General features: G+C 63.0%; 28 protein-coding genes. 13 read left to right on the forward strand and 15 right to left on the reverse strand.

The window, feature by feature from the left end:
• Nucleotides 1–49: 49 nt before the first annotated feature.
• Entirely contained in the window at nucleotides 50–451 is a 402-nt protein-coding gene (locus tag NUH87_RS06375) for a nuclear transport factor 2 family protein (RefSeq protein WP_338525264.1), read from the forward strand.
• Nucleotides 452–508: 57 nt separating this feature from the next.
• Here the strand turns inward: NUH87_RS06375 and NUH87_RS06380 are convergent, their stop codons facing one another.
• Nucleotides 509–1,618, reverse strand: a complete 1,110-nt coding sequence (locus NUH87_RS06380) for a DJ-1/PfpI family protein (RefSeq protein WP_338525265.1) — start codon at nucleotides 1,616–1,618, stop codon at nucleotides 509–511.
• 89 nt (nucleotides 1,619–1,707) lie between these two features.
• Between NUH87_RS06380 and NUH87_RS06385 the strand changes: the two genes are divergently transcribed.
• The 3 genes from NUH87_RS06385 to NUH87_RS06395 all read left to right on the forward strand — a co-directional run bounded on the left by NUH87_RS06385 (nucleotide 1,708) and on the right by NUH87_RS06395 (nucleotide 3,441).
• Nucleotides 1,708–2,712, forward strand: coding sequence for a GlxA family transcriptional regulator (locus NUH87_RS06385; protein ID WP_338525266.1), 1,005 nt, complete (start codon nucleotides 1,708–1,710; stop codon nucleotides 2,710–2,712).
• A 223-nt stretch (nucleotides 2,713–2,935) separates the two neighbouring features.
• Entirely contained in the window at nucleotides 2,936–3,127 is a 192-nt protein-coding gene (locus NUH87_RS06390; RefSeq protein WP_338525267.1) for a hypothetical protein, read from the forward strand.
• Nucleotides 3,128–3,240: 113 nt separating this feature from the next.
• On the forward strand, nucleotides 3,241–3,441 hold the full coding sequence (locus tag NUH87_RS06395) for a hypothetical protein (RefSeq protein WP_338525268.1): 201 nt from the start codon (nucleotides 3,241–3,243) through the stop codon (nucleotides 3,439–3,441).
• Nucleotides 3,442–3,537: 96 nt separating this feature from the next.
• Here the strand turns inward: NUH87_RS06395 and NUH87_RS06400 are convergent, their stop codons facing one another.
• Entirely contained in the window at nucleotides 3,538–4,404 is an 867-nt protein-coding gene (locus NUH87_RS06400; RefSeq protein WP_338525269.1) for an SDR family NAD(P)-dependent oxidoreductase, read from the reverse strand.
• Nucleotides 4,405–4,406: 2 nt separating this feature from the next.
• A complete protein-coding gene (locus NUH87_RS06405; RefSeq protein WP_338525270.1) occupies nucleotides 4,407–5,105 on the reverse strand; it encodes a pirin family protein in 699 nt (232 codons plus the stop codon).
• Nucleotides 5,106–5,233: 128 nt separating this feature from the next.
• On the opposite strand from NUH87_RS06405, the gene NUH87_RS06410 reads away from it, so the two are divergent.
• Nucleotides 5,234–6,130 carry a LysR family transcriptional regulator gene (locus NUH87_RS06410; RefSeq protein ID WP_338525271.1) on the forward strand — a complete coding sequence of 299 codons (897 nt, stop codon included), beginning with the start codon at nucleotides 5,234–5,236 and terminating at the stop codon, nucleotides 6,128–6,130.
• A 3-nt stretch (nucleotides 6,131–6,133) separates the two neighbouring features.
• Here the strand turns inward: NUH87_RS06410 and NUH87_RS06415 are convergent, their stop codons facing one another.
• The 5 genes from NUH87_RS06415 to NUH87_RS06435 form a co-directional block, all read right to left on the reverse strand.
• Nucleotides 6,134–6,919 (reverse strand): sulfite exporter TauE/SafE family protein, encoded by a 786-nt coding sequence (locus tag NUH87_RS06415; RefSeq protein WP_040066526.1) that lies wholly within the window; start codon nucleotides 6,917–6,919, stop codon nucleotides 6,134–6,136.
• Between the two features lie 159 nt (nucleotides 6,920–7,078).
• Nucleotides 7,079–7,474, reverse strand: a complete 396-nt coding sequence (locus NUH87_RS06420) for a GFA family protein (protein WP_338525272.1) — start codon at nucleotides 7,472–7,474, stop codon at nucleotides 7,079–7,081.
• Nucleotides 7,475–7,553: 79 nt separating this feature from the next.
• Entirely contained in the window at nucleotides 7,554–8,324 is a 771-nt protein-coding gene (locus NUH87_RS06425; RefSeq protein ID WP_338525273.1) for a class I SAM-dependent methyltransferase, read from the reverse strand.
• A gap of 44 nt (nucleotides 8,325–8,368) precedes the next feature.
• Nucleotides 8,369–8,920 (reverse strand): DUF4174 domain-containing protein, encoded by a 552-nt coding sequence (locus NUH87_RS06430; protein ID WP_338525274.1) that lies wholly within the window; start codon nucleotides 8,918–8,920, stop codon nucleotides 8,369–8,371.
• A gap of 69 nt (nucleotides 8,921–8,989) precedes the next feature.
• Nucleotides 8,990–9,892, reverse strand: coding sequence for a LysR family transcriptional regulator (locus NUH87_RS06435; RefSeq protein ID WP_338525275.1), 903 nt, complete (start codon nucleotides 9,890–9,892; stop codon nucleotides 8,990–8,992).
• Between the two features lie 141 nt (nucleotides 9,893–10,033).
• Here NUH87_RS06435 and NUH87_RS06440 point away from each other — a divergent pair, with 141 nt between their 5' ends.
• The 4 genes from NUH87_RS06440 (at nucleotide 10,034) to NUH87_RS06455 (ending at nucleotide 13,523) form a co-directional block, all read left to right on the forward strand.
• Nucleotides 10,034–10,732 (forward strand): CoA transferase subunit A, encoded by a 699-nt coding sequence (locus NUH87_RS06440; protein ID WP_040066422.1) that lies wholly within the window; start codon nucleotides 10,034–10,036, stop codon nucleotides 10,730–10,732.
• A 37-nt stretch (nucleotides 10,733–10,769) separates the two neighbouring features.
• Nucleotides 10,770–11,429 (forward strand): CoA transferase subunit B, encoded by a 660-nt coding sequence (locus NUH87_RS06445; protein WP_040066419.1) that lies wholly within the window; start codon nucleotides 10,770–10,772, stop codon nucleotides 11,427–11,429.
• 14 nt (nucleotides 11,430–11,443) lie between these two features.
• A complete protein-coding gene (locus tag NUH87_RS06450; protein WP_338525276.1) occupies nucleotides 11,444–12,622 on the forward strand; it encodes an acetyl-CoA C-acetyltransferase in 1,179 nt (392 codons plus the stop codon).
• Nucleotides 12,623–12,764: 142 nt separating this feature from the next.
• Entirely contained in the window at nucleotides 12,765–13,523 is a 759-nt protein-coding gene (locus NUH87_RS06455) for a DJ-1/PfpI family protein (protein ID WP_338525277.1), read from the forward strand.
• A gap of 83 nt (nucleotides 13,524–13,606) precedes the next feature.
• On the opposite strand, the gene NUH87_RS06460 is transcribed toward NUH87_RS06455, so the two are convergent.
• Nucleotides 13,607–14,005, reverse strand: coding sequence for a carboxymuconolactone decarboxylase family protein (locus NUH87_RS06460; RefSeq protein ID WP_040069535.1), 399 nt, complete (start codon nucleotides 14,003–14,005; stop codon nucleotides 13,607–13,609).
• Nucleotides 14,006–14,076: 71 nt separating this feature from the next.
• Nucleotides 14,077–15,087, reverse strand: a complete 1,011-nt coding sequence (locus NUH87_RS06465) for an AraC family transcriptional regulator (protein WP_338525278.1) — start codon at nucleotides 15,085–15,087, stop codon at nucleotides 14,077–14,079.
• Between the two features lie 160 nt (nucleotides 15,088–15,247).
• Here NUH87_RS06465 and NUH87_RS06470 point away from each other — a divergent pair, with 160 nt between their 5' ends.
• Genes NUH87_RS06470 through NUH87_RS06480 form a run of 3 tightly spaced genes read left to right on the forward strand, consistent with a single transcriptional unit; the run spans nucleotide 15,248 to nucleotide 17,931 of the window.
• A complete protein-coding gene (locus tag NUH87_RS06470) occupies nucleotides 15,248–16,429 on the forward strand; it encodes an acetyl-CoA C-acyltransferase family protein (protein WP_338525279.1) in 1,182 nt (393 codons plus the stop codon).
• Between the two features lie 12 nt (nucleotides 16,430–16,441).
• Complete coding sequence (locus NUH87_RS06475; protein ID WP_338525280.1) at nucleotides 16,442–17,296, forward strand: 3-hydroxybutyryl-CoA dehydrogenase; 855 nt, start codon at nucleotides 16,442–16,444, stop codon at nucleotides 17,294–17,296.
• 5 nt (nucleotides 17,297–17,301) lie between these two features.
• Entirely contained in the window at nucleotides 17,302–17,931 is a 630-nt protein-coding gene (locus NUH87_RS06480) for a TetR/AcrR family transcriptional regulator (RefSeq protein WP_338525281.1), read from the forward strand.
• A 138-nt stretch (nucleotides 17,932–18,069) separates the two neighbouring features.
• On the opposite strand, the gene NUH87_RS06485 is transcribed toward NUH87_RS06480, so the two are convergent.
• Nucleotides 18,070–18,420: a hypothetical protein gene (locus tag NUH87_RS06485; protein ID WP_040069548.1), complete on the reverse strand. Its 351-nt coding sequence runs from the start codon at nucleotides 18,418–18,420 to the stop codon at nucleotides 18,070–18,072.
• A gap of 206 nt (nucleotides 18,421–18,626) precedes the next feature.
• On the opposite strand from NUH87_RS06485, the gene NUH87_RS06490 reads away from it, so the two are divergent.
• A complete protein-coding gene (locus tag NUH87_RS06490) occupies nucleotides 18,627–19,964 on the forward strand; it encodes a serine hydrolase (protein ID WP_338525282.1) in 1,338 nt (445 codons plus the stop codon).
• Nucleotides 19,965–20,105: 141 nt separating this feature from the next.
• On the opposite strand, the gene NUH87_RS06495 is transcribed toward NUH87_RS06490, so the two are convergent.
• The 4 genes from NUH87_RS06495 to aldA form a co-directional block, all read right to left on the reverse strand.
• Entirely contained in the window at nucleotides 20,106–21,716 is a 1,611-nt protein-coding gene (locus NUH87_RS06495; protein WP_338525283.1) for a GMC family oxidoreductase, read from the reverse strand.
• A 55-nt stretch (nucleotides 21,717–21,771) separates the two neighbouring features.
• On the reverse strand, nucleotides 21,772–22,989 hold the full coding sequence (locus tag NUH87_RS06500; RefSeq protein WP_338525284.1) for a mandelate racemase/muconate lactonizing enzyme family protein: 1,218 nt from the start codon (nucleotides 22,987–22,989) through the stop codon (nucleotides 21,772–21,774).
• A gap of 1 nt (nucleotide 22,990) precedes the next feature.
• Complete coding sequence (locus tag NUH87_RS06505; protein ID WP_338525285.1) at nucleotides 22,991–24,289, reverse strand: MFS transporter; 1,299 nt, start codon at nucleotides 24,287–24,289, stop codon at nucleotides 22,991–22,993.
• A gap of 89 nt (nucleotides 24,290–24,378) precedes the next feature.
• Nucleotides 24,379–25,803 (reverse strand): aldehyde dehydrogenase, encoded by a 1,425-nt coding sequence (gene aldA, locus NUH87_RS06510; RefSeq protein WP_338525286.1) that lies wholly within the window; start codon nucleotides 25,801–25,803, stop codon nucleotides 24,379–24,381.
• Between the last annotated feature and the right edge of the window lie 48 nt (nucleotides 25,804–25,851).

A 25,851-nucleotide genomic window follows, 5' to 3' on the forward strand; every position in this document is an offset into this window, starting at 1 on the left:
GCGGCCCCAGCGGTCGCCTGCCTCTCACATCGCCAACAGGACCAAGACCATGACCGCACGTACCCCTGCCGAGAACAAGGCCATCGTTCTCGAAGGCTTCGAAACCCTCTTCAATCGCAAAGACCTGGTTGCGGCTGAACGCTTCTGGTCGTCCGTCTATACCCAACACAGTGCTCATGTGCCCCCAGGGCGCGATGGCCTGTTCGAGCTGGTCGCCACGGCGTCACCCGACATGCGTTACGAATGCCAGCTCGCGGTAGCGGAAGGCGATTTCGTCATGCTTCACGGCCGCTTCTCCGGCCTCGGCCAACCGACGAACTGGGTCGTGGTCGATGTCCTGCGCCTCGAGGACGGCGTGATGGTCGAACACTGGGATGTCATCCAGGACGAGGTGACGCGCGAAAACTCCGTTGGCGGCCATCCGATGTTCGGCGATCAGTTTCCAGGCTGACGGTCCTGCTCAACCACCCGGTCGTCCTTGCAGCGATCAGCACCTGCCTGGGATGGATCATCGTTCAGGATACTCAAGCTGGAGTGCCACAAAGTCGGCGGTTGCGACACCATACCGACTGGCAATGTTTTCCAGTGCGACATCCAGTGCGGTTGCCGACGCACCGGTGTAAGACGTTAGAACCTGTTGACCCGAGCGCGACGCGACGGCGGGAATCAGGAGCAAGCCGCGCCGGGACCTGACCATTGCGGCGGTACTGGTTGCTGCCGCTTCGGATCGATAGGTTCGGGACCAGGCGTCGGCGGTCAGTGCCACGCCAATTTCGTCGAAGCCATCTTCGACCGGCACCTCGACGGTCTCGTGTCCCCAGAACGAGAGCAGGTTTGCGACCGCGACGGCGACGCGACCGGCGCTCAATCCGAAGGGCGCGCTGTCATGCTCGGGGCCCCACGTGGCCACACCCAACCGCTTGGCCGTCGCATCGGCCGCGGTCCGCCCGGCGATGGCCTCAACAAGCGCCAGCGACGCGGGAATCGAAGCGCTCACGCCTGTCGTCGTCATCACGTTTCGGTCAATGACATAGCGGCGGTTTCGGACCCATGTGGTGTTCGGGTTCTGCTTTTTGAGTTCACTCACCGAATACCAGTGCGAAGTCGCCATCCTGTCCCGCAGAAGTCCGGCGTTGGCAAGAATCCACGCACCGTCGCAGATCGAAACCACCAGGGCCCCCTTGGCCGACTGGGCACGAACCCACGCAAGCAAGGAGGGGCTATCCGTTTGATGCATGGCCGGCACGATCAGGATGTCTGCGCCGTCCGGGGTCGATGTATCGAACTCGGTGATGGTCGTATCCGCACGGACCTGAAGTGCCGGCATGAGTTTTATCGTGCCCGGTTCGGTCGACACCGCCAGTACGTCCGCTACCCGCGACTCCTTGAGGACTCCATATGGAATCACGAAATCGGTGGTTTCAGTCCCGGCGTTGTCAGCCAGCACGACGATCAGGGGACGCGTTCGCCCGGCTTTAGGCGTCGGGATCCGCAGTGCGCTCGCTGCCTGACTGTCGGGGCCGGGCGTCGTGCCGGGCGTCGATTGCACGGAGCATGCCGTCAATGCAAAAAACGCCAACGCCAGTGTTGCGATCGTGATCCGGAAAGCCTGCCGCATGAACGGTCTCTTCTTAGCTGAATTGCCTGCCGGGAAAATTAAACGCATCATGCGATGACTGAAAGGTCAATCTAGTCGCATTTTCCGCCATGACTTACTTGCAACGTGGGACACGTGAGATCGCCGTGATCGGCTTCGATGGCGTTCAGTCTCTGGATATCGTCGGACCGATGGAAGTGTTCGCCGTAGCGAATCTCCATAGCCCCGCCGGCGTCATGCCTTACAGGATCACGCTGGCCTCGCACACGGGTGGCGAGATTGCCACCCATGCCGGTTTGCGGCTCGCCGGAGCGGTCGCACTCGACGACCTCCCTGATGAACTGGACACGATCGTCATCGCAGGTGGCAGCGAGGCTGCGTTGCGTCACGCCGCCTCCGAGGATGGCGTCCTGCCGTGGTTGCGAGCGCGTGTCACACGGACGCCTCGAATCGCCAGCGTCTGCACCGGTGCCTTCGTGCTGGCGGCGGGAGGATTTCTCGATGGACGTCGGGCGACGACACACTGGAACGCATGCGCATTGCTACAGGCGCTCAGGCCGGCCATTCAGGTTGAGCCCGACGCGATCTTCATTGCACAGCCACCTTTCTACACCTCGGCAGGCGTCACCGCCGGAATAGACTTGTGTTTGTCGTTGGTGGAGGCCGATTGCGGCTCAGCCGTTGCCCTTGCAGTCGCGCGCGAACTGGTTCTCTATATGCGTCGGCCGGGCGGGCAATCGCAGTTCAGCGCCGGGCTGGAAGTCCCTGCAAGTGCTACTCCGCGCCTGCGTTCTCTGATTGCAAGCATCATCGACGATCCAAGCGGGGACCTCAGCGGTGCGGCGCTTGCCGAGCGCGCAGGCATGAGCGAGAGGACACTGTCGCGGGTGTTCCGTAAGGAGACGGGCCATACCCCTGGATATTTCATTGAAGCGGCCCGTGTCGATCGCGCGAAGATACTGCTAGAAACTTCCGACTGGCCGCTTGCACGCGTCGCTGAACGTGCAGGTTTCGGCAGTATGGATGCGTTGCACAGGGCCTTTCTCAAGCGCGTCGGGGCGACACCCGGCTTCTACCGGAAGAGATTTGGGCCGCATTCCGATTGCACGTCCTGATCTGTGTAAGGCTTCCCCCTGTCCTTTAGCAGCTCTACTCGACTCTGCGATCCACGGCAGCAACGGCCTATCAGCACGCCGACAACCAGACCGGTTCTAACCGCAAGGTGGCGATGGTCACGAGCTGAAACATCACCACGCTTCAAAAAATGGACGCCACGGGTACAAAATCCGCCTGTCAGCACCACAAACCTATACCCCCATCCCGACGATGGATGACCCCATGTTGAGAGAAGAGCGCGAACACCTCGAGCTGGAAAACCTTTCGGTCGAGACCCGCAAGCTCATGGCAGAAATGAGCAAGCTGAACACCGAAAAAGAAAAAATAAAGCGTGAAACCGCGCTTTACCCCTACGTCGTTGGAGCAGGCCTGATCACCGCCTTGGTCACACTACTCACATTTCTGGACAAGTAGGCAAAAGCGGTCAAAGACTTGAGCATTCGTCGGTGCCAAATCACCGTTAGTCGAGGGGTTGTGCGGTCGGACGACCATGCCCCCAACCACGCCCTTGAATGAGGATAAACATCATGCAAACCCCACGTACCGAAGAGCCCCGCAGTCTGTCTGAGGACCTGATACAACTGCGTGCCGACGTGGCCGCGTTCCACCAAGAAGCAAGAAACACGCCCCCCTATGATCCTCGAAAGGTTTGGTTGTCTTTCGGACTAGGCGCCGGCATGGCGCTGGCCGTGTTTATCATCGTCTCGCTAATGAAGCACCTGGGCTGACCGTCTACGAACGTGCAACGCGCCTTGAAGCATTACCGGCCTCGACCTTCTCTTTCCCGAAGGTAACTGGGGGGAAGTCGGGGCCTCTCACTGCGGTTAATCGCCCTCCATCCCCGTCAACACTGCACTGTCACTCCACAATTGCTGTGCCACATCATCACGACGAGCGAGTTCGGACGGTTCCGGCCAAGTCAGCTCCCCTCTCACCAGGGACGCATAAAGTCGCCCTCTCGGCGGGACAATCCGCCCCAACGCCAGATCGGCCAGGGCTTCCCCGGCTTGTATCCGCATGACATCCGCGAAATAGGGACTCAATGCCATGGGTGGTGCCGTGAGCGCGCCGGCAGGCAAATTGCGCCCCAGGCCAGTGCCGGGGATATAGCCCGGGTTATAGGCGATGACCCGCAAGCGCCGCACCTTGACCTCGGCTGAAGCCGCAAAGGCACGCGCCGTCAGCAGATTGCACAGCTTCGAGGTGGCGTAGGCCCGAAACCCGGACTCGAATGCCACATTGCCCTGCGCGCCTTTCCCAAGCTCCAGATGCGCCAGTTGTTGCGCATCGACAAATGGAAATGGCGCAACCGGACTGAACTGGGGGTCATGGGTATTGCTGGTGGTCAGCACCACGATTGCATCGCGGGCCAACGCAGGCGCCAGCAGACGCAACAGCAGATAATGCCCCAGGTGATTAACCGCAAAGGTCGTCTCGTAACCGTCCACCGTACGCGCCGCCGTGGGAAAGCTGAGCCCGGCATTGAGCACCAGGGCATTGATCTTCGTCTTGCCCAAGGTGTCGAGCACCTGCCTGGCGAATTGCCTGACACTGCCCAGGCTCGCCAGCTCCAGCGGCAAGCGGGTGGCTCGCCCCCCCAGGATGAGCCGGGTGTCAGGGGCAGCACCCAGTTGCTGTGCCGTCGCCTCCCCCAGCCCGAAAGTCCCGCCGGTCATGATGATCGTCTTCATGCTCAGAACACCTCGACCAGTACCACTTCGGTATCGTCGATGGCCTCGACAACGAGCATCGACTCCCGAGTCATGGCGACCCCATCCCCCGCCTCGACCCTTTCGCCATTGACCCTCACCGCGCCGAGCACCGGCACCAGATAACCCTGGCGAGTGTCCGAACAACACTCGCTCAAGGACTGCCCGGCCTTGAGCGTCGCGCCGAGCACACGGGCGTTGGCGCGGATCGGCAAGGCGTTTTCATCGTCAGGCATCCCACTGGCCAACACGACCCATTGACCGGCCCGATCAGACTTGGGAAAAGGACGCGTGCCCCAGTTGGGGCGCCCGCCGTTTTCCCGCGGCCGCAACCAGATCTGGAACAGCCGTAACGGAACACTGCCCGCGTTGCGCTCTTCATGCCGAATGCCGGTCCCGGCACTCATCGCCTGCACGTCACCGGCCTCGGTGCGGCCTTGCCCGCCGACACTGTCCCGATGGCTCACCGCGCCTTCCAGCACGTAGGAAACGATCTCCATGTTTTCATGACCGTGCATCGGGAAACCGGTGCCGGGCGCGATCTCGTCGTCGTTCCAGACCACCAGCGCCCCCAGCGGACGGTGGGCGGGATTGCCGTCGGCCGTGGCCATGAAGTGATGACGGGCCTTGAGCCAGCCATAGTCGCCGCCGCCAAGATCGGCCTTTAATCGATGCTCTAACATTTCAGCTCCTGAAAAAGCGGCCGATTGCCGCGTAAAGAGCATAAATTTGAAACGAACAAAGAAGAACGGCCTAAAAAACAATGCTACGTTGTAGAAAATAGAACGATTGAATCAGCGCGAGACTGGCCATGGACCCTCTGACCGATTTGAACAATATGTACCTCTTCGCCAAGGTGGTGGATCACGGCGGATTTACCTCGGCGGCGAAGGCGATGGGGTTGCAAACGTCCAAGCTCAGCCGTCGCGTCGGGGCACTCGAAGCGGAACTGGGCGTACGCCTGCTCAATCGCAACACGCGACGGGTGTCCATGACCGACGCCGGTCGATTGTTCTACCAGCATTGCGTGGCCCTGGTGGAGGAAGCCCGGGCGGCGAAGACCGCCATCGAGCAGACCCGCGCCTCTCCCCAGGGCGTGGTGCGGATCAGCTGTCCATTGGGCGTCTTGCAGATGGGCGCCAGGGCCATTCTGTCGCAGTATCTGGTGGACAACCCGTCAGTGCGGATCATGCTCGATGCGACCAACCGACGCGTCGATGTCATCGAGGAAGGACTGGACATCGCCCTGCGCGTACGGATGCCACCCCTTGAGGACTCCGAGTTGACCCTGCTGCCCCTGCTGACGTCCCAGCACATCCTGGTCGCGAGCCCGGCCTTGTTGGCACAACATGCAACGCTCACGCATCTGGATGACCTGGCGCTGATGCCGACCCTGGCGATGGCCAACACCAACGATAAACATCAATGGCATTTCCTGGCGCCGCACCCGGTCGTGTTCAGCCACCAGCCAAGGCTGGCCACCGATGATCTGGAGACCCTGCGTGAAGCGGCATTGAAGGGAATAGGTGTCGCGCGGTTACCGGCCAACCTGGTGCAGGACGATCTGCTGCAGGGCCGCCTCCAGCAAGTCCTGCCCGACTGGGCATCGCCCGAGGGCAGTCTGCACGCCATCTTCCCCTCCCGGCGAGGCATGGTTCCGGCCGTGCGCGGTGTGCTGGACGCCTTGCTGGCGGGGTTCAACCGGTAACGGTCAGAACACCAGCTTGTAGCCGATGGAAAACAGCATGAGCGCCAGGCAAGGCCGCAGGACTCTGTCGGACACCCGCCCGGCCAGATGGCTGCCGATGTAGATCCCCGGCAGCGAGCCCATCAACAGGAAGCCCAGCAGCTCCCAGTTCATGTTGCCCATGCTCGCATGCCCCAGGCCCGCGACCAGGGTCAGCGGCACCGCGTGGGCGATTTCCGTGCCCACCAGGCGCCGGGTCGGCAGGAACGGATACAGGATAAACAAGGCCACCGTGCCCAGAGCGCCGGCGCCGATGGAGGTCAAGGCCACCATGGTGCCGAGGATCAGGCCGGTCACCAGCGTCAGCCCGTTCAGCTTCGAGTCACTGATCTGCGAGTGATCGACACCACGCCGATGGGCAAACGCCAGCAACTTGTTCTTGAACAGCACCGCCAGCGCCGTCAGCAACAGCACGAAACCCAGCGACTGCTTGATGATGCTGTTCAAGGCTTCGGGCGCGGTGTGCAGGCTGTGCAGGAACCACAAGGTCAACATCACCGCTGGCACGCTGCCCAGGGTCAGCCAGCCGGTAATTTTCCAATCGATATTGCTGTTCTTCCGGTGCACGAGCACGCCACCGGACTTGGTGATCGCCGCGTAGAGCAGGTCCGTGCCCACGGCAGTGGCCGGGTTGATACCGAACCACAGCAGGATCGGTGTCATCAACGAACCGCCACCCACGCCGGTCATTCCGACGATAAAGCCGACCACCAGGCCCGCGACGACAAAACCGAAATTAGCGACATCCATTAGCAAACCCTGCGAATTCAGCACAACCACAAACAATATGGCGGGCAGCATAGCGCCTAACGTTATGACTCTTTATATAATTATAATCTAACGTTATAACTCATCGTGGTATGCGAGCTGTATGGGAAACCACTTGCCTATTGGTGCAAAGCCATTCAGTCAGCGCCCCGGCTGCCATTCCGGATGCTCGGCCATTCCTTCATATTGCAGCCACGGCACGTCATGGGAGACCCAGATGTGATGCTCGGCCGCCACGCCCGGATCGTCATCCAGGGTCGCGACACGCACAATCACCAGGGGCAGGTTCGGCCTCTCGGCCATCAGATGCGAGCCGCACCGCGAACAGAAATGGCGCAGCTTGCCCGGCGAGGACTCGTAGGTCGCCAGTGTTTGCTGGCCCTTGAGCCAGCGAAAATGCTCGCGCTTGACCCCCGCGGTGGAGGCAAACGCCGCCGCATGGGTTTTGCGACAGGTATGGCAATGACAATGCCCGATCGGCATGTCGATACCGTCGATTTCATACTCGACGGCCCCGCAAGCACAGCTGCCTTTCATATCCGCTCCTTGGCCGTGGCCCACTTCAGGGCCGCATCCTAACCTGCTCGGTAGTGGGAGTTAAGCTGGCCAATGGGCATCAGTCCAGGCGAATGCAGCGATAGGCCTCGGTCCGGTAAGGGAAGTCGATGGTCGGCCGGTCGCGCAATGCCGGATGGGTTTGAATCAGCGCCTGAAGTTGCTCGGTGACCACTGCCTTCTCGGTCGCCGGCAATGCCGCAATGAAGCTGACCGACAGAAAGCGGTCGATGATGACTTCCTGGGGCGTACCCACATGTGTGTACTCAAAACGACTCAGCTCCGGCGCCGAGAAGTAGCGGCCGTTGAACGCCTGGCGCCAGGCGCCCGTATGAAAACGCGGCGTATCGCCCTCGTAGGGGGTAATGATCCGGGTAATGGCCGCTACCCAGTCGACCGACTCATCCCGCACATTCCACACCAGCCCGAGCCGCCCGCCCGGCTTGAGCACCCGGTGCATCTCGGCCAGCGCCGCCTCGTAAGCGAACCAGTGAAAGGCCTGGGCACACAGCAGCGCGTCGCACACCTGGGATTCCAGCGGTATGTCGTCGGCCGTACCTGACAGTGCCCGGACCGTCGGCAGCCGCGCGACCAGCTCGGCACGCATCGCATCGACCGGTTCGATGGCCGTTACCGTGGCTCCGGTCTCCGCCAGCAATCGGGTGAACTTGCCGGTGCCGGCACCGAGGTCGATAACCTGCCCGCCCGGCGCGACACCCAGGGTGTCGCGCAGCCAAGGCAGCAGTTCGGCAGGATAGTCAGGACGCCCATGGGCATAGGTTTTGGCTTCAGCGCTGAAACCGACTTGTGCAGCCTTGTGAACACCCGACATTGCAATGACCTCCATGGATTGATCCCGATGAATACCGCCCCGCCTCAGTCATCCAGATCCTTGGGCGGCGCTGCCGCCTTGCCGGCCTTGGCGCCTTTCGCGCCCTTCTCCGGTTTGGCCTCCGGCACCGCTGGGGGTGGAGGTGGAACGGCGGCTTTCTCCGAGGCCGGCAAGGCATCGACCGCACTGAACACATCCTTGAGCGCCATCGGCCCATCGTGCTCCAGGATCTTCTGCTCGCCATCCTTGCCCACCAGGATCACCGTGGACTTGCCCTCCGGCGTGACCCCCAGCTTGAGCCCGCGAATCAGCGCCATGGTGCTCGGCTGTTCCATCCATTTGCCCGCGCGCTTGCCGACGGTCTGGGCCACTTCGTAGAGCACCAGTTGACGCTCGTCGACGTCTTTCTTGTTGGCCGGGTCTTCGATGGCCTTCTTCAGGCTGACCAACGTGGGATCCGCCGTACTCGGCGCGATCACGATCAACGCGCGGCTTCTCCCCAGATCCTGGGCCAGCGGAGACGCCTCATCGGCCGCCCAGAGAGGACTGGCAGCAACGACGGACAGTACGGCGAGGGTCAAAGACCGGATGAACATACACACCTCCTTCGGATATCCATGGGCTAATGATTGCGCATCGCAGCAAAAGGTCCACCAGCAACGCAGTTATTTTTCAAAATTCAGGTAACTCGATCTTTCTCCCAGCAAGACATCGAACAACGCCTGGGCCGCCGCCGACAGCTCATGGCCGGGTTTGGTCAGCACGCCGATGGCCCGCTCGACCACCGGATCACGCAAGGTGATGCAACGCGCGCCCAACTCGCGCATCTGCCCGATACACAGCGCCGGCACCGCACTCACCCCCAGCCCGCTGGCGACCATCCGCCCCACCGTTGCCAATTGATGGCTCTCGAACTCCACCGGCAAGCTCATGTCCCGGGCCCGCAGGTGCTCTTCCAGCATCACCCGCACCGTGGACGGACGCTGCAAGGTGATGAAAGGCTGCGTGAGCAAGGTGTGCCAATCGATCTCCGCCTGATCGACCCAGGGCGAATCCGTCGGCACCACGGCAACGAAGCGGTCGATATACAACGGCGTGAAGGCCAGCGACGAACCCTGCTGCGGTTCGAAGGCCACGCCCAGCTCCACCAGGCCCTCACGCACCATCTCCAGGACCTGTTCGTTGATCACGTCGTTGACCGTGACATTGACCTGGGGATAGCGTGCACGGAAGGTCTTGAGGATCGGCGGCAGCAGGTTGCCGGCGAACGACGGCATGGCCGCCAGGGTCACGCGGCCGCGCTGCAAGGTGAAACGCTGGCGCAGTTCGTCCTCGACATTGTCCCAATCGGCGATCAGGCGCCGGGCCAGGGGCACCAGCACCTCGCCCTCCGGGGTCAGGGCAACGTTGCGGGTGTTGCGGCTGAACAGCCGCCCGCCCAAACCTTCTTCGAGGGCCTTGATCGTCAGGCTCAGGGCCGACTGCGACAAATACAGGCGCTCGCCCGCCACGGCAAAGCTCAGGCTCTGGGCAACGGCGAGAAAGGCCCTAAGCTGTTTAACAGTCATGGACGAGGTCTCTACTGGATAAACGGGTACTCTTGAGCTTTATCAATCAATCGACCTTAAAAATCAACTTAACAAATATATCTCCCGGAGCAACACTCACCTCCAACGGCGAGTCCGACAAACAACAAGAGGATGGTGCATATGGCAGGTTTCGATAAACGCGTGTCTTCCTACGAAGAGGCCCTGGCCGGGCTCGAGGACGGCATGACGGTCATCAGCGGCGGCTTCGGCCTGTGCGGTATCCCCGAGAACCTGATCGCCGAGATCAAGCGCAAGGGCACCCGCGACCTGACCGTGGTTTCCAACAACTGCGGCGTCGACGGTTTCGGCCTCGGCGTGCTGCTGGAAGACCGGCAGATCCGCAAGGTGGTCGCCTCCTACGTCGGCGAAAACGCCCTCTTCGAGAAGCAACTGCTCAGCGGTGAAATCGAGGTGGTGTTGACCCCGCAAGGCACCCTGGCGGAAAAAATGCGCGCCGGCGGGGCCGGTATCCCGGCCTTCTTCACCGCCACCGGAGTCGGCACCCCGGTCGCCGACGGCAAGGAAACCCGTGAATTCCACGGCCGTCCGTACCTGATGGAAGAGTCCATCACCGGCGATTTCGCCATCGTCAAAGGCTGGAAAGCCGACCACTACGGCAATGTCATCTATCGCCACACCGCCCAGAACTTCAACCCGCTGGCCGCAACCGCCGGCAAGATCACCGTGGTCGAAGTCGAGGAAATCGTCGAACCCGGCGAGCTGGACCCGACGCAGATCCATACCCCTGGCATCTACGTCGACCGGATCATCTGCGGCACGTTCGAGAAGCGCATCGAACAGCGCACCGTGCGCAAGTGATCGCCAGCCCCCTACTCGACTAACGGAGAACAAGAACATGGCACTTTCCCGCGAACAAATGGCCCAGCGCGTCGCCCGCGAGCTGCAGGACGGCTACTACGTGAACCTGGGCATCGGCATTCCGACCCTGGTCGCCAACTACATCCCCGCCGGCATGGAAGTCATGCTGCAATCGGAAAACGGCCTGCTCGGCATGGGCGCCTTCCCGACCGAAGACGAAGTCGATGCCGACATGATCAACGCCGGCAAGCAGACCGTCACCGCTCGCACCGGCGCCTCGATCTTTTCCTCCGCCGAATCCTTCGCGATGATTCGCGGCGGCCATATCGACCTGACGGTGCTGGGCGCCTTTGAAGTCGACGTGCACGGCAACATCGCCTCCTGGATGATCCCCGGCAAGCTGGTCAAGGGCATGGGCGGCGCCATGGACCTGGTGGCCGGCGCGGACAACATCATCGTCACCATGACCCATGCGTCCAAGGACGGTGAGTCGAAACTGCTGCCGCGCTGCAGCCTGCCGCTGACCGGCGCGAACTGCATCAAGCGCGTGCTGACCGACCTCGCCTACCTGGAAATCGAAAACGGTGCGTTCATTCTCAAGGAGCGGGCGCCGGGCGTCAGCGTCGAAGAGATTGTCAGCAAGACCGCGGGTAAACTGATTGTTCCCGACCACGTGCCTGAAATGCAGTTTTCCTGATGAGGAATGAAGCGATGCAAGATGTAGTGATTGTCGCTGCCACCCGTACGGCGGTGGGCAGTTTCCAGGGTTCGCTGGCGAACATCTCGGCCGTGGACCTCGGTGCGGCGGTAATTCGCCAGTTGCTGGCCCAGACCGGCCTGGACGGTGCGCAGGTCGATGAAGTGATCATGGGCCAGGTGCTCACCGCCGGCGCCGGGCAGAACCCCGCGCGCCAGGCCGCGATCAAGGCCGGCCTGCCCCACGCGGTGCCGGCCATGACCCTGAACAAGGTCTGCGGCTCGGGCCTCAAGGCCCTGCACCTGGCGACCCAGGCCATTCGCTGCGGCGATGCCGAGGTGATCATTGCCGGTGGCCAGGAGAACATGAGCCTGGCCAACTACGTGATGCCCGGTGCCCGCACCGGCCTGCGCATGGGCCACGCCCAGATCGTCGACACCATGATCAGCGACGGCCTGTGGGATGCGTTCAACGATTACCACATGGGTATCACCGCCGAGAACCTGGTGGCCAAGTACGACATCAGCCGTGAAGCCCAGGATGCCTTTGCCGCCGCGTCGCAACAGAAAGCCGTGGCCGCCATTGAGGCCGGGCGTTTCGTCGACGAGATCACCCCGATCCTGATTCCCCAGCGCAAGGGCGACCCGGTGGCCTTCGCTACCGACGAGCAACCGCGCGCCGGCACCACCGCCGAGTCGCTGAGCAAGCTCAAACCAGCGTTCAAGAAAGACGGCACGGTCACCGCCGGCAACGCCTCGTCGCTGAACGACGGCGCCGCCGCCGTGATCCTGATGAGCGCCGCCAAGGCCGAGGCCCTCGGCCTGCCGGTGCTGGCGAAGATCGCCGCCTATGCCAACGCGGGCGTCGACCCGGCGATCATGGGCATCGGCCCGGTCAGCGCCACCCGTCGGTGCCTGGACAAGGCCGGCTGGTCCCTCGACCAGTTGGACCTGATCGAAGCCAACGAAGCCTTTGCCGCCCAGTCGTTGTCGGTGGGCAAGGAGCTGGGTTGGGACGCGACCAAGGTCAACGTCAATGGCGGCGCGATTGCCCTGGGTCACCCGATCGGTGCTTCGGGTTGCCGGGTGCTGGTGACGCTGCTGCATGAGATGATCAAGCGCGATGCCAAGAAAGGCCTGGCGACCTTGTGCATCGGCGGCGGGCAAGGCGTGGCGCTGGCGATCGAGCGCTAGTTCCAATCCGTAGGAGTTGGCGTATCAGCGCACAGTATTGATACGCCATCTCCTACAGGTTTCATGGTTTTATCCCGCCCGGCCAGATAACGATCCTGCTGCTATCCTCGATCTCTACCCCCGTAGCAATCGAGCCGCCTGCATGATCCTGATCCTGCTTCCCCACTCCGACTACGATCCCACCGAGAGCAGCGTCCCCTGGCAGGCCATGTGCCGGGCCGGGATCGAGGTGCGCTTCGCCACCCCGCTGGGCGCCCCGGCCTATGCCGATCCACGTCTGGTGGAGCACGGCTTCGGCCTGCTGAACCCCATGCTGATGACCCGCGATAGCGACCTGCAAAGCTACAACGCGATGCTCGCCGACGCGCATTTCCGCCAGCCGCTGGCCTACGCCGATGTCGACCCCGAGCAGTTCGAAGGTCTGCTGGTACCGGGCGGACATGCCGAGGGCATGCGCAGCCTGCTGGAATCGGACGAGGCCAAACGCATCGTCCTGCACTTCTTCAAGGCCGGCAAACCGGTGGCTTCGGTGTGCCACGGTCCGCTACTGCTGGCCCGCACCCTCGACCCCGACAGCGGGCGCTCGGTGCTCCACGGGCGCAAGGTCACCGCGTTGCTGTCCACCACCATGGAGCTGGCTGCCTGGCTGATCACCGCACCGTGGCTCGGGCGCTATTACCGGACCTATCCGCAAACCGTCGAGTCCGAGATCAAGGCCGCGCTGGCCAGTCCGAAAGACTTCTCCCAGGGCCCGCCGGCGCTGCTGCGCGACTCCGCGACCAAGCCGGGCCGTGGCTTCGTGGTTCGCGACGGCAATCTGCTGACGGCGCGCTGGCCAGGAGATTGCCATCGTTTGGCCGCCGAGTGGATCAAGATGCTAAGGTCGACGCCGTCCCTGTAGGAGCCGGCTTGTCGGGACGCCGCACCGCAGCGATGGCGATCTCAATGACGCCTGAGCCTCACAGGCAAACCACACATGCCTGATCAATCCAGCTTGAACGCCTCGTCCAGCGGCACGCGATAACCGTTGGCCAGGCGATTGGTTTCGTTGGCCATGCCGACCACCGCCTGCAACTCGCCGAACATCTCGTCGGTCATTCCCGCCTTGCGCGCGGCGGCGGTGTGGGAGGCGATGCAGTACGGACAGTTGTTGGTGACACTGACAGCGACGTAGATCAGTTCCTTGGTCAGCGAGTCCAGCGCACCGGGGGCCATGATCTCCTTGAGGCTCTCCCAGGTGCGACGCAAGGTCGGCGGGTGCCCGGCCAGGCACTTCCAGAAGTTGTTGACCTGCTCGACCTGGCGGGTGTGCATGATGTCGTCGTAGACCGCGCGAACTTCCGGATTGGCGTCTTCGTATTCAATGAGATGCTGGGACGACATAAACGGCTCCTCGGGTTGATGGACAGCGATGAATGAAACAAAGGTTATAGCTGAATCCGTCCGCGCAGTGCTTATCCTTGCACCCCACGTAAACGAAAACTCCCTGGGCTCTCCCCCGTCCACTGCTTGAAGGCGCGGTGAAAGGCGCTGGGCTCGCGGAAGCCGACTTCCTGGGCGATAGCGGCAATGCTCATGGTGGTGGTGCGCAAACGCTCGAAGGCGATGGCCCGGCGTACCTCGTCCTTGATTTCCTGATAGGAAAAACCCTCACGCTGCAACGCCCGGCGCAGGCTGGCCAAGTGGATATCGAACTCCACCGCCAGTTGCTCCAGGGTCGGCCAATGGTCATAGCCACAGGCACGCAAGCGCTGGTGCACCCGGGCGCTGAAACCCTCGCGATTACGGAAACGGATAAACACCGACTGCGGCGCATCCCGCAAGAAGGTGTAGAGCGACTTGCGATCCTGCAACACCGGCAAGCGCAGGTACTCGCGCTCGAACTCGATCTCGGTCACCGCCGCATCGAACTCCACATAGGCGCCCCACAACAGGTGCTCGTCGCCATGGGGCGGGCGGGCATGGGCGAAACGGGCACGGCTGATGGGAATGCGCCGCCCGGCCAGCCAACACATCAAACCGACGATCAGGATCAGGAAGGTTTCGGTGATCACCGCTTGCAGGTAAGGGTCCGGCGTAACGGTACGCATCACTACGACCACCCGCTTGCCACGGACCTGCACCTGGGCCTGGATATCGCGCAGGAACAGCGCGAAATACTCCAGCGACAGGCCCAGCGCCTTACCCACGGTCGGCGCCTGGATCAGTCCCCGGCAGATCAGGGCGAAGCTGCCGATGGGCATGCCGTGGGAGTCGAAGCCGAAAAACTCGTCGCCCAGTTCGCGAATCACCGTCAGCCAGAGTTGCGCCAGCAGCCGGGGGGCGACCCGCTCGCCCAGCTCGTCCAGCGAGCGCTCGGCAAAGCCCGAAGCCTGCAACAGCTCGGCAATGCGCTCCGGGCGGTCGAGAAAGCGCGCCAGCAGGGCCTTGATGAAGTAGGACGACACCGAATGTTTTTCTTTCATGAATCCCAAGCTGCGTATGGCAAAAAATCACAGGTTTACTGAGCAGTTTCGGCATAGGCCGAGTGGATGGGCAAGTCCTAGACTTACATCATTGGATACATCACCTGCGCCCCTACAAGGATCATGCAAGCTGATCCGCACAATAATCAGGACTGCCCCCATGTCAAAGCCCGAAGTGTATATCGTCAGCGCCGCCCGTACCGCCATCGGCACCTTCGGCGGCTCGCTGAAAGACGTTCCCTTGAGTGAACTGGCCACCACCGCGGTCAAGGCCGCCCTGCAACGCAGCGACCTGGACCCGGCGCGGGTCGGCCATGTGGTGATGGGCAACGTGATCCCCACCGACACCCAGGACGCCTACCTGTCCCGGGTCGCCGCCATCAACGCCGGCATTCCCAAGGAAACCCCGGCCTACAACGTCAACCGCCTCTGCGGTTCGGGCCTGCAGGCGATCATCTCGGCGGCTCAGACCCTGTTGCTGGGCGACGCCGACATCGCCATCGGTGCTGGCGCCGAATCCATGAGCCGTGGCCCCTACCTGCTGCCCTCGGCCCGCTGGGGCGCGCGCATGGGCAATGTCCAGGCCATCGACTACATGCTGGGCATTCTCCATGACCCGTTCCACGGGATCCACATGGGCATCACCGCCGAAAACATTGCCGAGCGCAATGGCATCACCCGGCAGATGCAGGACGCCCTGGCCCTGGAAGAACAGCTGCGCGCCCGCCGCGCCATCGATGAAGGCCGTTTCACTTCGCAGATCGTCCCGGTGGAGGTGCGCGACCGCAAGGGCACGCAACTGTTCAGCGTCGACGAGCACCCGCGGGCGACCTCGCTGGAACAGCTGGCGCAGATGAAAACCGCCTTCAAGAAGGATGGCACCGTCACCGCCGGCAACGCCTCGGGCCTGAATGACGGCGCCGCCGCCCTGCTGTTGGCCACCGGCGCCGCGCTCCAGAGCGACGGCCTGAAACCCCTGGCCCGCCTGGTGGCCTACGCCCACGCCGGGCTCGAACCGGAACTGATGGGCCTGGGCCCGATCCCCGCCACGCGCCTGGCCCTCAAGCGCGCCGGCCTGACGGTGGCCGACCTGGACGTGATCGAAGCCAACGTCGCTTTCGCCGCGCAAGCCTGTGCCGTCAGCCAGGAACTGGACTTCGACCCGGCCAAGGTCAACCCCAACGGTTCCGGTATTGCCCTGGGCCATCCGGTGGGTGCCACCGGCGCGATCATCGCCACCAAGCTGATTCACGAACTGCACCGCACCGGCGGCCGCTACGGCCTGGCCACCATGTGCATCGGCGGCGGACAAGGCATCGCCGTCATCTTCGAACGGGTTTAAGGACAGCAGAACATGAGTATTCAACGTATCGCCGTGATCGGCGCCGGCATCATGGGCAACGGTATTGCCCAGGTCTGCGCGGTGGCCGGCCTTGAAGTGTCACTGATCGACGTGTCGCAGCAGGCCCTGGACAAAGGCCTGGCGACCCTGACCGGCAACCTCGACCGGCAAGTGCGCAAAGCGGTGATTTCAGCCGAGGATAAGCAGGCCGCTCTCGAGCGCATCAGCCTGAGCACCGACTATGCGGTACTGGCCCAGGCCGAGTTGGTGATCGAAGCGGCGACGGAAAACCTCGAACTGAAGAAGCGCATTCTCAAGCAGGTGGCCGAAGTGGCCAGTGCCGAATGCATTATCGCCACCAACACCTCGTCGCTGTCGATCACCGAGCTGGCGGCCGCCATCGGCAAGCCGGAACGTTTTATCGGCCTGCACTTCTTCAACCCGGTGCCGATGATGGGCCTGCTGGAAGTCATCCGTGGCCTGCAGACCAGCGATGCCACCCACGCACAGGCCATGGCCCTGGCCGGGCAGATCGGCAAGACCGCGGTCACCGCCCGCAACCGCCCGGGTTTCGTGGTCAACCGCATCCTCTGCCCGATGATCAACGAAGCTATCTTCGTGCTCCAGGAAGACCTCGCCAGCGCCGAGGATATCGACGCCGGCATGCAGTTGGGCTGCAACCAGCCGATCGGCCCGCTGGCCCTGGCGGACCTGATCGGCCTGGACACCCTGCTGGCGATCATGGAGAGCCTGCACTCGGGCTTCGACGAGCCCAAGTACCGTCCGGCGCAACTGCTCAAGGAAATGGTCGCCGCCGGCTATCTGGGCCGTAAAAGCGGTCGCGGCTTCTATACCTACGAGCGCTGATCACCATGCCCCGGAGCGCCCTCGCCGCCGTCGTGCCTGAAGCCGAGCTTCAGGCCAGGACCTCGCGTCACCTGGAAACCCGCGAAAAGGCCGTGGCGCTGTTTGCCCGGCGCGGGTTCGCCCAGGTGGGCCTGCGTGAGCTGGCCGGGCACCTGGGCATCCAGGCGGGCTCGCTCTACAACCATATCGAGAGCAAGCAGGCCTTGCTCTTCGAGCTGATCGAGAGCCTGCACCTGGAGTTGCTGGGGATCGTCACGCAGCCAGTGCGTAGCGCGCGCTCGGCGGAGAAGCGCCTGAACGAGTTGATCGCCGCGCACCTGGACCTGCATCGCGACAAGGGGGATTTCTTCCGCGTCGCCGAGCATGAGTTCCACTGCCTGGAAGCGCCGCATCAGGCGGCGATCCTGGTGTTGCGCCGGCGCTATGAAAGTCATCTGATCAAGTTGCTGACGCCGTTGGGACTGTCGACCGACGACACCCTGGCCCTGACCACCGTGCGCACCTTCCTCTGCCTGCTGAACAACCTGCCGGCCTGGACCGAGGAGGCCGGACTGGACTCGGCGACTTATCGGGCGTTGATGCACAACATCGCGCTGGGAGCGGTCAAGGGCGCGCTGGTCAAACCGGCCCTGTAGGAGCCAGCTTGCTGCGGGCGGCGTTCCGACGATGAGCTCAAGAGCGCCGCGTGGTTTCAGGTACCCTGCGTTATCGTTGACGTCCATCGCCAGCAAGCCGGCTCCTACAGGGGTTTTGCTGTCTTCAAGATACGGTGGTTACAGGCAGGTCGCTACCGCCGCCAGCCTTCTTGCGCCAATCGGCTTGCTGTTGGTCGCGTAGTAGTCGACCACGGTGCCCGAGCCTTCATGGCGCACATCGGCAAAAAACTCCGAACTCCGGGTATAAACGGTCGTACCGCCCTTGTAGCCGGGCTGCAGATAGGCCGCTGCATCCACACCGAACACCGCCTCGTCCTGCCAGGAGAACTGGATGCACTCGGCAACGGCATCCCCGGCCTTGCTCGACGTGAAGCTCTTGGTCGGACCGGTGGTGCGAGCCTGGTTCATGCCGGGGCCCATGCAGCCTGCCAACGCCACTACCGCCAACGTCCCGATTAACATCCGCATGACCGTTCCCTGCCGAAAAAAAGAAGCGACTTTAACATTGTGGCCGCTCAATACGAATCACTACTGCGCGAAAGCTAACCCGTTGCCCGGCGCAGCTGTCCCCCTCGCCTGGCGACCCTCCCCTCCAGTCGCCTGCGACGCTGCATCGAGTTGCGCAAACCCGACAGGCTGTCCAAGCTCAGTCCAGTGATTCAAGGATGGCTCATATGCTCAAGACGTATTTCAAACGGGCCCAGCCGGGCCTGTGCCTGCTGTTCGCCGCACTGATCGGCGCCACGGCCTTCGCCGAAACAGCCCCGGCCTTCCCGGACGCCGACGCCAGCGACCCGGCGAAACTCGGCTGGATGATCGGCGCCCCACCCCCGGCCGACCGCATCCTGCGCTTCGAGGATGGCAGCTATTTCCACTTCCCCGCCCTGCGCTGGAGCGTCTCGCACTTTCGCCAGCTGATGCCCACCACCAATGTGTCCCGAGGCCTGGAGAGCCCCGCCGCATTGCCAGCCGCCTTGCGCAGCGATATCGACCGTCTGCGCTTCACTCCCCTCGACACGAAAACGCCGATGAGCTGGGAGCAGTCCCTGGCGGCGACCTACACCGATGGCATCCTGGTGCTGCACCGTGGCAAGGTGGTGTACGAGCGCTACTTCGGCTCGCTCAAGCCCCAGGGGCAGCACGCCGCGATGTCGGTGACCAAGTCGGTGATCGGCACCCTGGGCGCGACGCTGGTGGCCGAAGGGCTGATCGATGTGAACAGGCCGGTCAAGGACTATGTGCCGGAACTGGCGAAGTCGGCCTTCGGCAATGCCAGCGTGCGCCAGGTGCTGGACATGACCACGGCACTGGACTACAGCGAGGACTATGGCGACCCGAACGCCGCCGTCTGGGCCCACGCCCAGGCCGGCAACCCGCTGCCCAAGCCCGCCGACTACCAGGGCCCGCGCACCTACTACGAATTCCTCCAGAGCGTGCAACCCGAAGGCGAGCACGGCAGTGCCTTCGCCTACAAGACCGTCAACACCGACGTGCTCGGCTGGGTGATTGCCCGGGCCACCGGGCATAACGTTGCGCAGGTGCTGTCGGAGCGGATCTGGAGCCGCCTGGGGGCCGAGCAGGATGCCTATTTCACCGTCGACTCGATTGGCACCCCCTTTGCCGGCGGTGGCTTGAACACCGGCCTGCGGGACCTGGCGCGCTTCGGCGAGATGCTGCGCAACGACGGCCGCGTCAACGGCCGGCAGGTCGTGCCCGCGACCGTGGTCGAGGATATTCGTCGCGGGGCCGACAAGGCGGCATTCGCCAAGGCCGGCTATTCGCTGCTCAAAGGCTGGAGCTATCGCGACATGTGGTGGGTCACCCATAACGACCATGGCGCCTATATGGCCCGAGGCGTCCATGGCCAACGGATCTATATCGACCCCAAGGCCGAGATGGTGATCGTGCGTTATGCCTCTCACCCAGTGGCGAGCAACTCGGCGAACGACCCGGTGACCTTGCCGGCGTTCGAGGCGCTGGGAAAATTCTTGCTGGAGCATCCGCAGAAGTAACCCGCTCCTGCCCCTGAAACGCAAAACCTGTAGGAGCCAGCTTGCCGGCGATGGGCGCAAGAGCAACGCGGTGATCCAGACTCCCCGCGTTATCGTTGACGTCCATCGCCGGCAAGCCGGCTCCCACAGAATCAGCAGGGGTCAGGCATCCTCGAGAATCAGGTCTGCGCCCTTCTCCGCCACCATCAGCACCGCCGCATGGGTATTGCCCGACGTCACGTTGGGGAAGATCGACGCGTCGACAATCCGCAGCCCCTTCATCCCGTGGACCTTCAGCCGCTTGTCGACCACCGACACCCGCGGATCCGCCCCCATGGCGCACGAACCGCACAGGTGATAGATCGAGCCGCTGTTCTCGCGGAAATACTCCAGCATCGCCGCATCGTCATTCACCGCCGGCCCCGGCAACACTTCATCGACGGTAATCGCCCGCAACGCCGGCGCCTGCATGATCTTGCGAATCAGCCGACTGCCCTGCAACACCTCGTCGATATCCTTCTCGGTGCTCAGGTAATTCGGGTCGATCAGCGCCGCATCCGCCGGGTTCTTCGAGGCGATCCGCACGCTGCCGCGGCTGGTCGGCCGGCACGGGTTGAAGCACAGCAGGAAGCCCGAATAGGGTTCCGGCTTGAGACTGGCCTTGTTGTTCTTCGGAATCTGGTACGACAAGGGGTTGAAGTACATCTGCAGGTTCGGATGCGCCTGCTCTTCATTGCCGCGAAAGAACCCGCCGGCCTGGTTGACGCTCATGGCCAGCGCGCCCTTGCGGGTCAGCAGGTATTGCAGGCCCAGCTTGAGCTGGCCGAACAACGAACTCAGTTCATCGTTCAAGGTCGGGATATTGGCCTTGTAGTAGTAGCTCACGCACAGGTGATCCTGCAGGTTCTGCCCCACGGCCGGCAGGTGCTTGACCACCGGCACCCGGTGTTCGCTCAACAGTTTCTGATCGCCGACCCCGGACAGTTGCAGGATCTTCGGCGTGTCCACCGCTCCGGCGCACAGAATCACTTCCTTGTTGGCCTTGAACGAACGCGCCACGCCGTGCTGGCTGATGGAAATGCCGATGGCCCGCAGGTCGTTGTCGAACAGCACCCGGTCCACCAAGGCATGGTGTTCGACGGTAAGGTTTGACCGCCCCAGGGCCGGATGCAGGTGGGCGAAGCTGCTGGAACTGCGCTGGCCATTGCGGGTGTTGACGTCATAGACCCCCGCGCCTTCGAACTTCGGCCCGTTGAAGTCATCGCTGCGCTGATAGCCCAGCTGTTCACACCCCTCGAGAAACACATCGCAGATCGGGTGCGTATGCCCCTGCATCGGCGTGATGCTGATCGGCCCACTGCCGCCGTGATACTCGGTGTCGCCCAGCGGGTGATTTTCCAGTTTGCGGAAATACGGCAGCACGTCCTTGAACGACCAGCCGTCATTGCCGTTGGCCGCCCAGTCATCGAAGTCATGGGCCTGGCCGCGCACATAGATCATGGCATTGATCGAACCCGAGCCGCCCTGGACCTTGCCCCGGGGCGCGTAGATTGCCCGGTTGTGCAGTTGCTTCTGCGGCTGGCTGTAGTACATCCAGTTGAAGGTCGGGTTGTAATACATCTTGGCGAAACCGACCGGGATCTTGAACCAGAACGAGGCGTCCTTGCCGCCGGCCTCCAGCAACAGGACCGAGTATTGGCCCGAAGCCGACAACCGGTTGGCGAGGATGCAACCGGCAGCGCCCGCGCCGGCGATGATGTAGTCGTATGTCATGCAGGTTACCGCTGATTCGTTGAAAACGCCGCCCTGCCCAGGGCGGCAGGATGGCTCAGCCCTTGGCCGGCGACGTGTCTTTCACATCGGCGGGGGTTGGCGCCATTTGCAGGTGCAGCCGCTGTCCGGTGTAGGGCGAATGCTTGCGCACCACGTCCATGTTCAGCTCGACCCCCAGCCCCGGCTCGCTGGACGGGATGATGTAGCCGTCTTCCCATTGCAGTGGTTTGGTCAGCACTTCGGCATGGAAACCGCCCCAGGTCATGATGCTTTCCTGGATCAGGAAATTCGGTGTGCAGGTCGCCAGCTGGAAGCTGGCCGCCGCGCCGATGGGACCGTTGTAGAGATGCGGGGCGATCTGCGCGTAGTAGGCCTCGGCCATGCTGGCGATCTTCTTGGCTTCCAGCAGGCCGCCACAACGGGCCACGTTCATTTGCAGGATCGACGCGCCGCCGGCCTGCAGCAGCTTGAAGAACTCGTACTTGGTGGTCAGCCGCTCGCCGGTGGCAATCGGGATGCTGGTCTTGGCCGCCACTTGCGCCATGGCCTCTTCCTGGCCCGGCGGTACCGGCTCCTCGAACCACAGCGGGTCGTACTTCTCCAGGCGCTTGGCCAGGCGAATCGCCGACGACGGCACCATCTGCCCATGGGTACCGAACAGCAGGTCGCACTTGTCGCCCACCGCTTCGCGGATCTTGCGGCAGAAGGTTTCGCAGCGCTCCAGCACTTGCAGGGAAACCTGGTGCCCGGAATAGGCGGTGTAAGGCCCGGCCGGGTCGAACTTCACGGCGGTGAAACCCAGCTTCATGTTTTCCACCGCGCACTCGGCGGCCAGGTCCGGGTCGTCGTAGTCGTACTCGCCCCGGCTGTTGACCGGGTACAGGTAGGTGTAGGAGCGCAGGCGCTCGTTGACCTTGCCGCCCAGCAGCTCATAGACCGGCTTGTTCGCCGCCTTGCCGATGATGTCCCAGCAGGCCATCTCCAGGCCGCTGACCACGCCCATCATGGTCAGGTCCGGACGCTGGGTGAAGCCGCTGGAATAGGCCTGGCGGAAGAAACGCTCGATATGATGCGGATCCTGGTCCTGCAAGTAGCGTTCGAACACGTCCTCGATGATCGGCACCATGGCCTTGGGGCCGAAGGTGGCGGCGTAGATCTCGCCGACGCCTTCGATGCCGCAGGCGGTCTTGAGCTTGACGAACAGCCAGTACATGCCGCCGATATGCGGTGGCGGTACAGCAACGATATGGGTTTCCAGGGAGACGATTTTCATATCAGGCACCTGCCTTTTTATTGACCAGCGCGCGCAGCGCCAGGGCCGCCAGGGTTCCAAGTCCGCCGATAACGGCGATGTAGCCGAAATAGAGCTGGTAACCGAGGGCGCCGGGGAAGTTTTCCGTAAGATAGCCGTTGATCAACGGGATGAAGGTATCCGGCAGGTAGCCGACCACCGAGACGATGCCAATGGCCAGGCCCGTGATCCGCAGCGGGATCTGGCAGGTGTCGAGGATCGCCCAGTACAGGCCACGAATGGCGTAGGTCATCAGGCCGATGAAGATCACCGTGGCCACCAGCACGCCGATGCTGCCCAGCGCCGGGAAGACGATCAGCCCGAGGATGCCGAGGGTCGCCAGCAGCAGCGCGAGGATCAACACCGAGACATTGGAGAACTTGTCGCCCAGGTAGCCGCCGCCGAGGCCGCCGATGGGACGCATCCACAACTTGATGGTGGTGATGGTGCCGGCCATGACCGCGGTCATGCCGCTGCCTTGCAGGTAGTCGGAGAAGCTGTAGGTGGCCCAGAAGATGTGATAGCCGCAGAACACGATGGCCGTCACCAGCCACAACTCGGGGATCTTCACCAGGAACACCAGGTCACTGAGCAGACTGTGCGAGCCCTTGTCCTCCTGGGTATCAACGGCGGCAACAGACTTGGGGTCCTTGAGCGACACCAGCACGCAACCGATGGCGATGCAAGTAAAGGAATACAGGTAGACCACATGCTTGAAGCCTTCGGCCGCCGACTCGCCGCGGGTCTCGGTGGCGTAGGCGAACAGCCCCAGCGCCACGGTGGCGAGCATGGCTTCCACCAGGCCACGACCGCCGTCGAGGATGCCGAAGAAACGCCCTTGCTCGGACGCCTCGGCGATCATCTTGACCCGCTTGAGCACCGAGGCCCAGAAGGTCAGGCCGGTGCTCAGGCCCCAGCACCCGAAGATGATCATCAGCCCGGTCATGGACGGCGCGGTGGAATACCAGAGCCCGAGCAGCCCGGTAGCCACCAGCGAGAAGAAGATCAGGAAGCGCGGCGCCAGGCGGTCCGCCAGCCAACCGCTGGGCAGGTAGCTGAGCAGGAAGATCGTACCGAGCATCGAGTACAGGTAGCCCAGCTCGCTGTGGTTGATATGGAACACTTCGAGCATGGTCGTCTGGTAGACCTGGCGCAGGTAGAGGATCGGGTAGATCGCCCCGGCGGCCAGCACCAGCAACATCAGTTGGAAATAACGGCTGCCCTTGTCGCTTCGGGCGGACGTGGCGGCAGCATGGACCTGAACAGCAGCAGGCTTGGACATGAACGGGGACCTCGGGCAATCCGGCGGTGCACGGTCGCCCTTCTCTATCGATTGTTGTTATTGGAATAGCGTGTTGCTTGCAGCCTGTTTCAGTACTTCATGACCACCAGTCGGGTCTGGGTGAATTCGAGCATGCCGTGCTTGCCGTCATCGCCGCCCAGGCCGGAGCGCTTCCAGCCGGCGTGAAAGCCCTGGTAGGGGTCGGCCGGGGTACGGTTGACATAGAGCTCGCCGGATTCGATGGCATTCGCCACCTTCATCGCCGTGCGGTAGTTCTCGGTGTAGAGCACCGAGGACAGGCCGAACTGGTGATCGTTGGCCATGGCCAGCGCCTCGTCGATATCACGGTACTTGAGTACCGGCAGGACCGGGCCGAAGATTTCCTCCTGGACGATTTCCATGTCCTGGCGGCAACCGCTGAGCAGGGTCGGCGGGTAGAAATGCCCGGCACCTGGCGGGATCACGCCCCCGGTTTCCAGCACCGCCCCCTCGGCCACGGCGCGCTCGACCATAGCGTGGATGTTGCGCCGCGAGCTGGCGTTGACCAACGGCCCCATCAAACTGGCATCCGTGACCCGGTCGCCAAACCGCACCGCGCCGATCTTCTCCTTCAGCAACGCGAGGAAGCGGTCGTGCACGCTTTCGTGGACATAGACCCGCTCCACCGCCGTGCACAACTGGCCGCAATGGGTGGTCTTGGAAGCGACGATGGCGCTGGCGGCCTGTTCCAGGTCGGCGTCGGCCTCGATGATCGCCGGGGTTTTGCCGCCCAGTTCCAGGGAGGGCTTGGCGATATTGGCCTTGCAGTAGTCGAGCACGATGCGCCCGGCGTTGACGCTGCCGGTCAGGGTGATCAGACCGACGGCCTTGTGGGTGCAGACGCTGGCGGCGGTGTCGTGGTCCATGGTGAGGATATTCACCACCCCGGCGGGCAGGCCGGATTGCTGCACGGCCCGGGCGATTTCAAACGCCGAGATCGGTGTGTTGTTGCTCGGGCGCACCACCACGGTATTGCCGGCGATCAGCGCCGGGGCGATCTTGCGCAGCAGGGTATAGACCGGGTAGTTGAACGGAATCAGGCAAGCGACGACGCCGATGGGCTCGCGCTGCAGGAACAGGTTTTCGTCCGGGGTGTCGCTGGGAATGATCTCGCCTTCGATGCGCCGCGCCCATTCGGCGTGGTAGCGGGTGATCTGCGCGGCATAGCGGGCTTCGTTGCTGGCGTCCTCGACGCTCTTGCCGGATTCCGCCGCTAGGGCCTGGCCGATCTGTCCGGCGCGGGCTTCAAGGGCGTTGGCGAAGCTGCGCAGGTGCTCGGCGCGCTCGATGCTGGTGAGCTTGCCCCAGGTTTTCTGGGCAGCGGCGGCGGCCTCGACGGCCTCGATCGCCTCGACCGAGGTGGCGGCCGGCACATGACCGATCAAGGCTTCGGTGGCCGGGTTGTAGACCGCGATCCGGGCCGTGCCGGCGGGCTCGACGAACTGGCCGTCGACAAAATTGCGCTGGGTGGACATGTACTGGTTCTCGTACTTTTCTTATCTGAGAAGCCAGCAGTCTTGTCA

It is taken from the genome of Pseudomonas batumici, assembly GCF_036585405.1.
GTDB lineage: Bacteria > Pseudomonadota > Gammaproteobacteria > Pseudomonadales > Pseudomonadaceae > Aquipseudomonas > Aquipseudomonas batumici.

What these genes read in the sequence shown, in the direction of transcription:
- NUH87_RS06375 (WP_338525264.1), top strand. Translation starts at nt 50, where the DNA reads ATGACCGCACGTACCCCTGCCGAGAACAAGGCCATCGTTCTCGAAGGC.
- NUH87_RS06380 (WP_338525265.1), bottom strand. Translation starts at nt 1,618, where the DNA reads ATGCGGCAGGCTTTCCGGATCACGATCGCAACACTGGCGTTGGCGTTT.
- NUH87_RS06385 (WP_338525266.1), top strand. Translation starts at nt 1,708, where the DNA reads ATGACTTACTTGCAACGTGGGACACGTGAGATCGCCGTGATCGGCTTC.
- NUH87_RS06390 (WP_338525267.1), top strand. Translation starts at nt 2,936, where the DNA reads ATGTTGAGAGAAGAGCGCGAACACCTCGAGCTGGAAAACCTTTCGGTC.
- NUH87_RS06395 (WP_338525268.1), top strand. Translation starts at nt 3,241, where the DNA reads ATGCAAACCCCACGTACCGAAGAGCCCCGCAGTCTGTCTGAGGACCTG.
- NUH87_RS06400 (WP_338525269.1), bottom strand. Translation starts at nt 4,404, where the DNA reads ATGAAGACGATCATCATGACCGGCGGGACTTTCGGGCTGGGGGAGGCG.
- NUH87_RS06405 (WP_338525270.1), bottom strand. Translation starts at nt 5,105, where the DNA reads ATGTTAGAGCATCGATTAAAGGCCGATCTTGGCGGCGGCGACTATGGC.
- NUH87_RS06410 (WP_338525271.1), top strand. Translation starts at nt 5,234, where the DNA reads ATGGACCCTCTGACCGATTTGAACAATATGTACCTCTTCGCCAAGGTG.
- NUH87_RS06415 (WP_040066526.1), bottom strand. Translation starts at nt 6,919, where the DNA reads ATGGATGTCGCTAATTTCGGTTTTGTCGTCGCGGGCCTGGTGGTCGGC.
- NUH87_RS06420 (WP_338525272.1), bottom strand. Translation starts at nt 7,474, where the DNA reads ATGAAAGGCAGCTGTGCTTGCGGGGCCGTCGAGTATGAAATCGACGGT.
- NUH87_RS06425 (WP_338525273.1), bottom strand. Translation starts at nt 8,324, where the DNA reads ATGTCGGGTGTTCACAAGGCTGCACAAGTCGGTTTCAGCGCTGAAGCC.
- NUH87_RS06430 (WP_338525274.1), bottom strand. Translation starts at nt 8,920, where the DNA reads ATGTTCATCCGGTCTTTGACCCTCGCCGTACTGTCCGTCGTTGCTGCC.
- NUH87_RS06435 (WP_338525275.1), bottom strand. Translation starts at nt 9,892, where the DNA reads ATGACTGTTAAACAGCTTAGGGCCTTTCTCGCCGTTGCCCAGAGCCTG.
- NUH87_RS06440 (WP_040066422.1), top strand. Translation starts at nt 10,034, where the DNA reads ATGGCAGGTTTCGATAAACGCGTGTCTTCCTACGAAGAGGCCCTGGCC.
- NUH87_RS06445 (WP_040066419.1), top strand. Translation starts at nt 10,770, where the DNA reads ATGGCACTTTCCCGCGAACAAATGGCCCAGCGCGTCGCCCGCGAGCTG.
- NUH87_RS06450 (WP_338525276.1), top strand. Translation starts at nt 11,444, where the DNA reads ATGCAAGATGTAGTGATTGTCGCTGCCACCCGTACGGCGGTGGGCAGT.
- NUH87_RS06455 (WP_338525277.1), top strand. Translation starts at nt 12,765, where the DNA reads ATGATCCTGATCCTGCTTCCCCACTCCGACTACGATCCCACCGAGAGC.
- NUH87_RS06460 (WP_040069535.1), bottom strand. Translation starts at nt 14,005, where the DNA reads ATGTCGTCCCAGCATCTCATTGAATACGAAGACGCCAATCCGGAAGTT.
- NUH87_RS06465 (WP_338525278.1), bottom strand. Translation starts at nt 15,087, where the DNA reads ATGAAAGAAAAACATTCGGTGTCGTCCTACTTCATCAAGGCCCTGCTG.
- NUH87_RS06470 (WP_338525279.1), top strand. Translation starts at nt 15,248, where the DNA reads ATGTCAAAGCCCGAAGTGTATATCGTCAGCGCCGCCCGTACCGCCATC.
- NUH87_RS06475 (WP_338525280.1), top strand. Translation starts at nt 16,442, where the DNA reads ATGAGTATTCAACGTATCGCCGTGATCGGCGCCGGCATCATGGGCAAC.
- NUH87_RS06480 (WP_338525281.1), top strand. Translation starts at nt 17,302, where the DNA reads ATGCCCCGGAGCGCCCTCGCCGCCGTCGTGCCTGAAGCCGAGCTTCAG.
- NUH87_RS06485 (WP_040069548.1), bottom strand. Translation starts at nt 18,420, where the DNA reads ATGCGGATGTTAATCGGGACGTTGGCGGTAGTGGCGTTGGCAGGCTGC.
- NUH87_RS06490 (WP_338525282.1), top strand. Translation starts at nt 18,627, where the DNA reads ATGCTCAAGACGTATTTCAAACGGGCCCAGCCGGGCCTGTGCCTGCTG.
- NUH87_RS06495 (WP_338525283.1), bottom strand. Translation starts at nt 21,716, where the DNA reads ATGACATACGACTACATCATCGCCGGCGCGGGCGCTGCCGGTTGCATC.
- NUH87_RS06500 (WP_338525284.1), bottom strand. Translation starts at nt 22,989, where the DNA reads ATGAAAATCGTCTCCCTGGAAACCCATATCGTTGCTGTACCGCCACCG.
- NUH87_RS06505 (WP_338525285.1), bottom strand. Translation starts at nt 24,289, where the DNA reads ATGTCCAAGCCTGCTGCTGTTCAGGTCCATGCTGCCGCCACGTCCGCC.
- aldA (WP_338525286.1), bottom strand. Translation starts at nt 25,803, where the DNA reads ATGTCCACCCAGCGCAATTTTGTCGACGGCCAGTTCGTCGAGCCCGCC.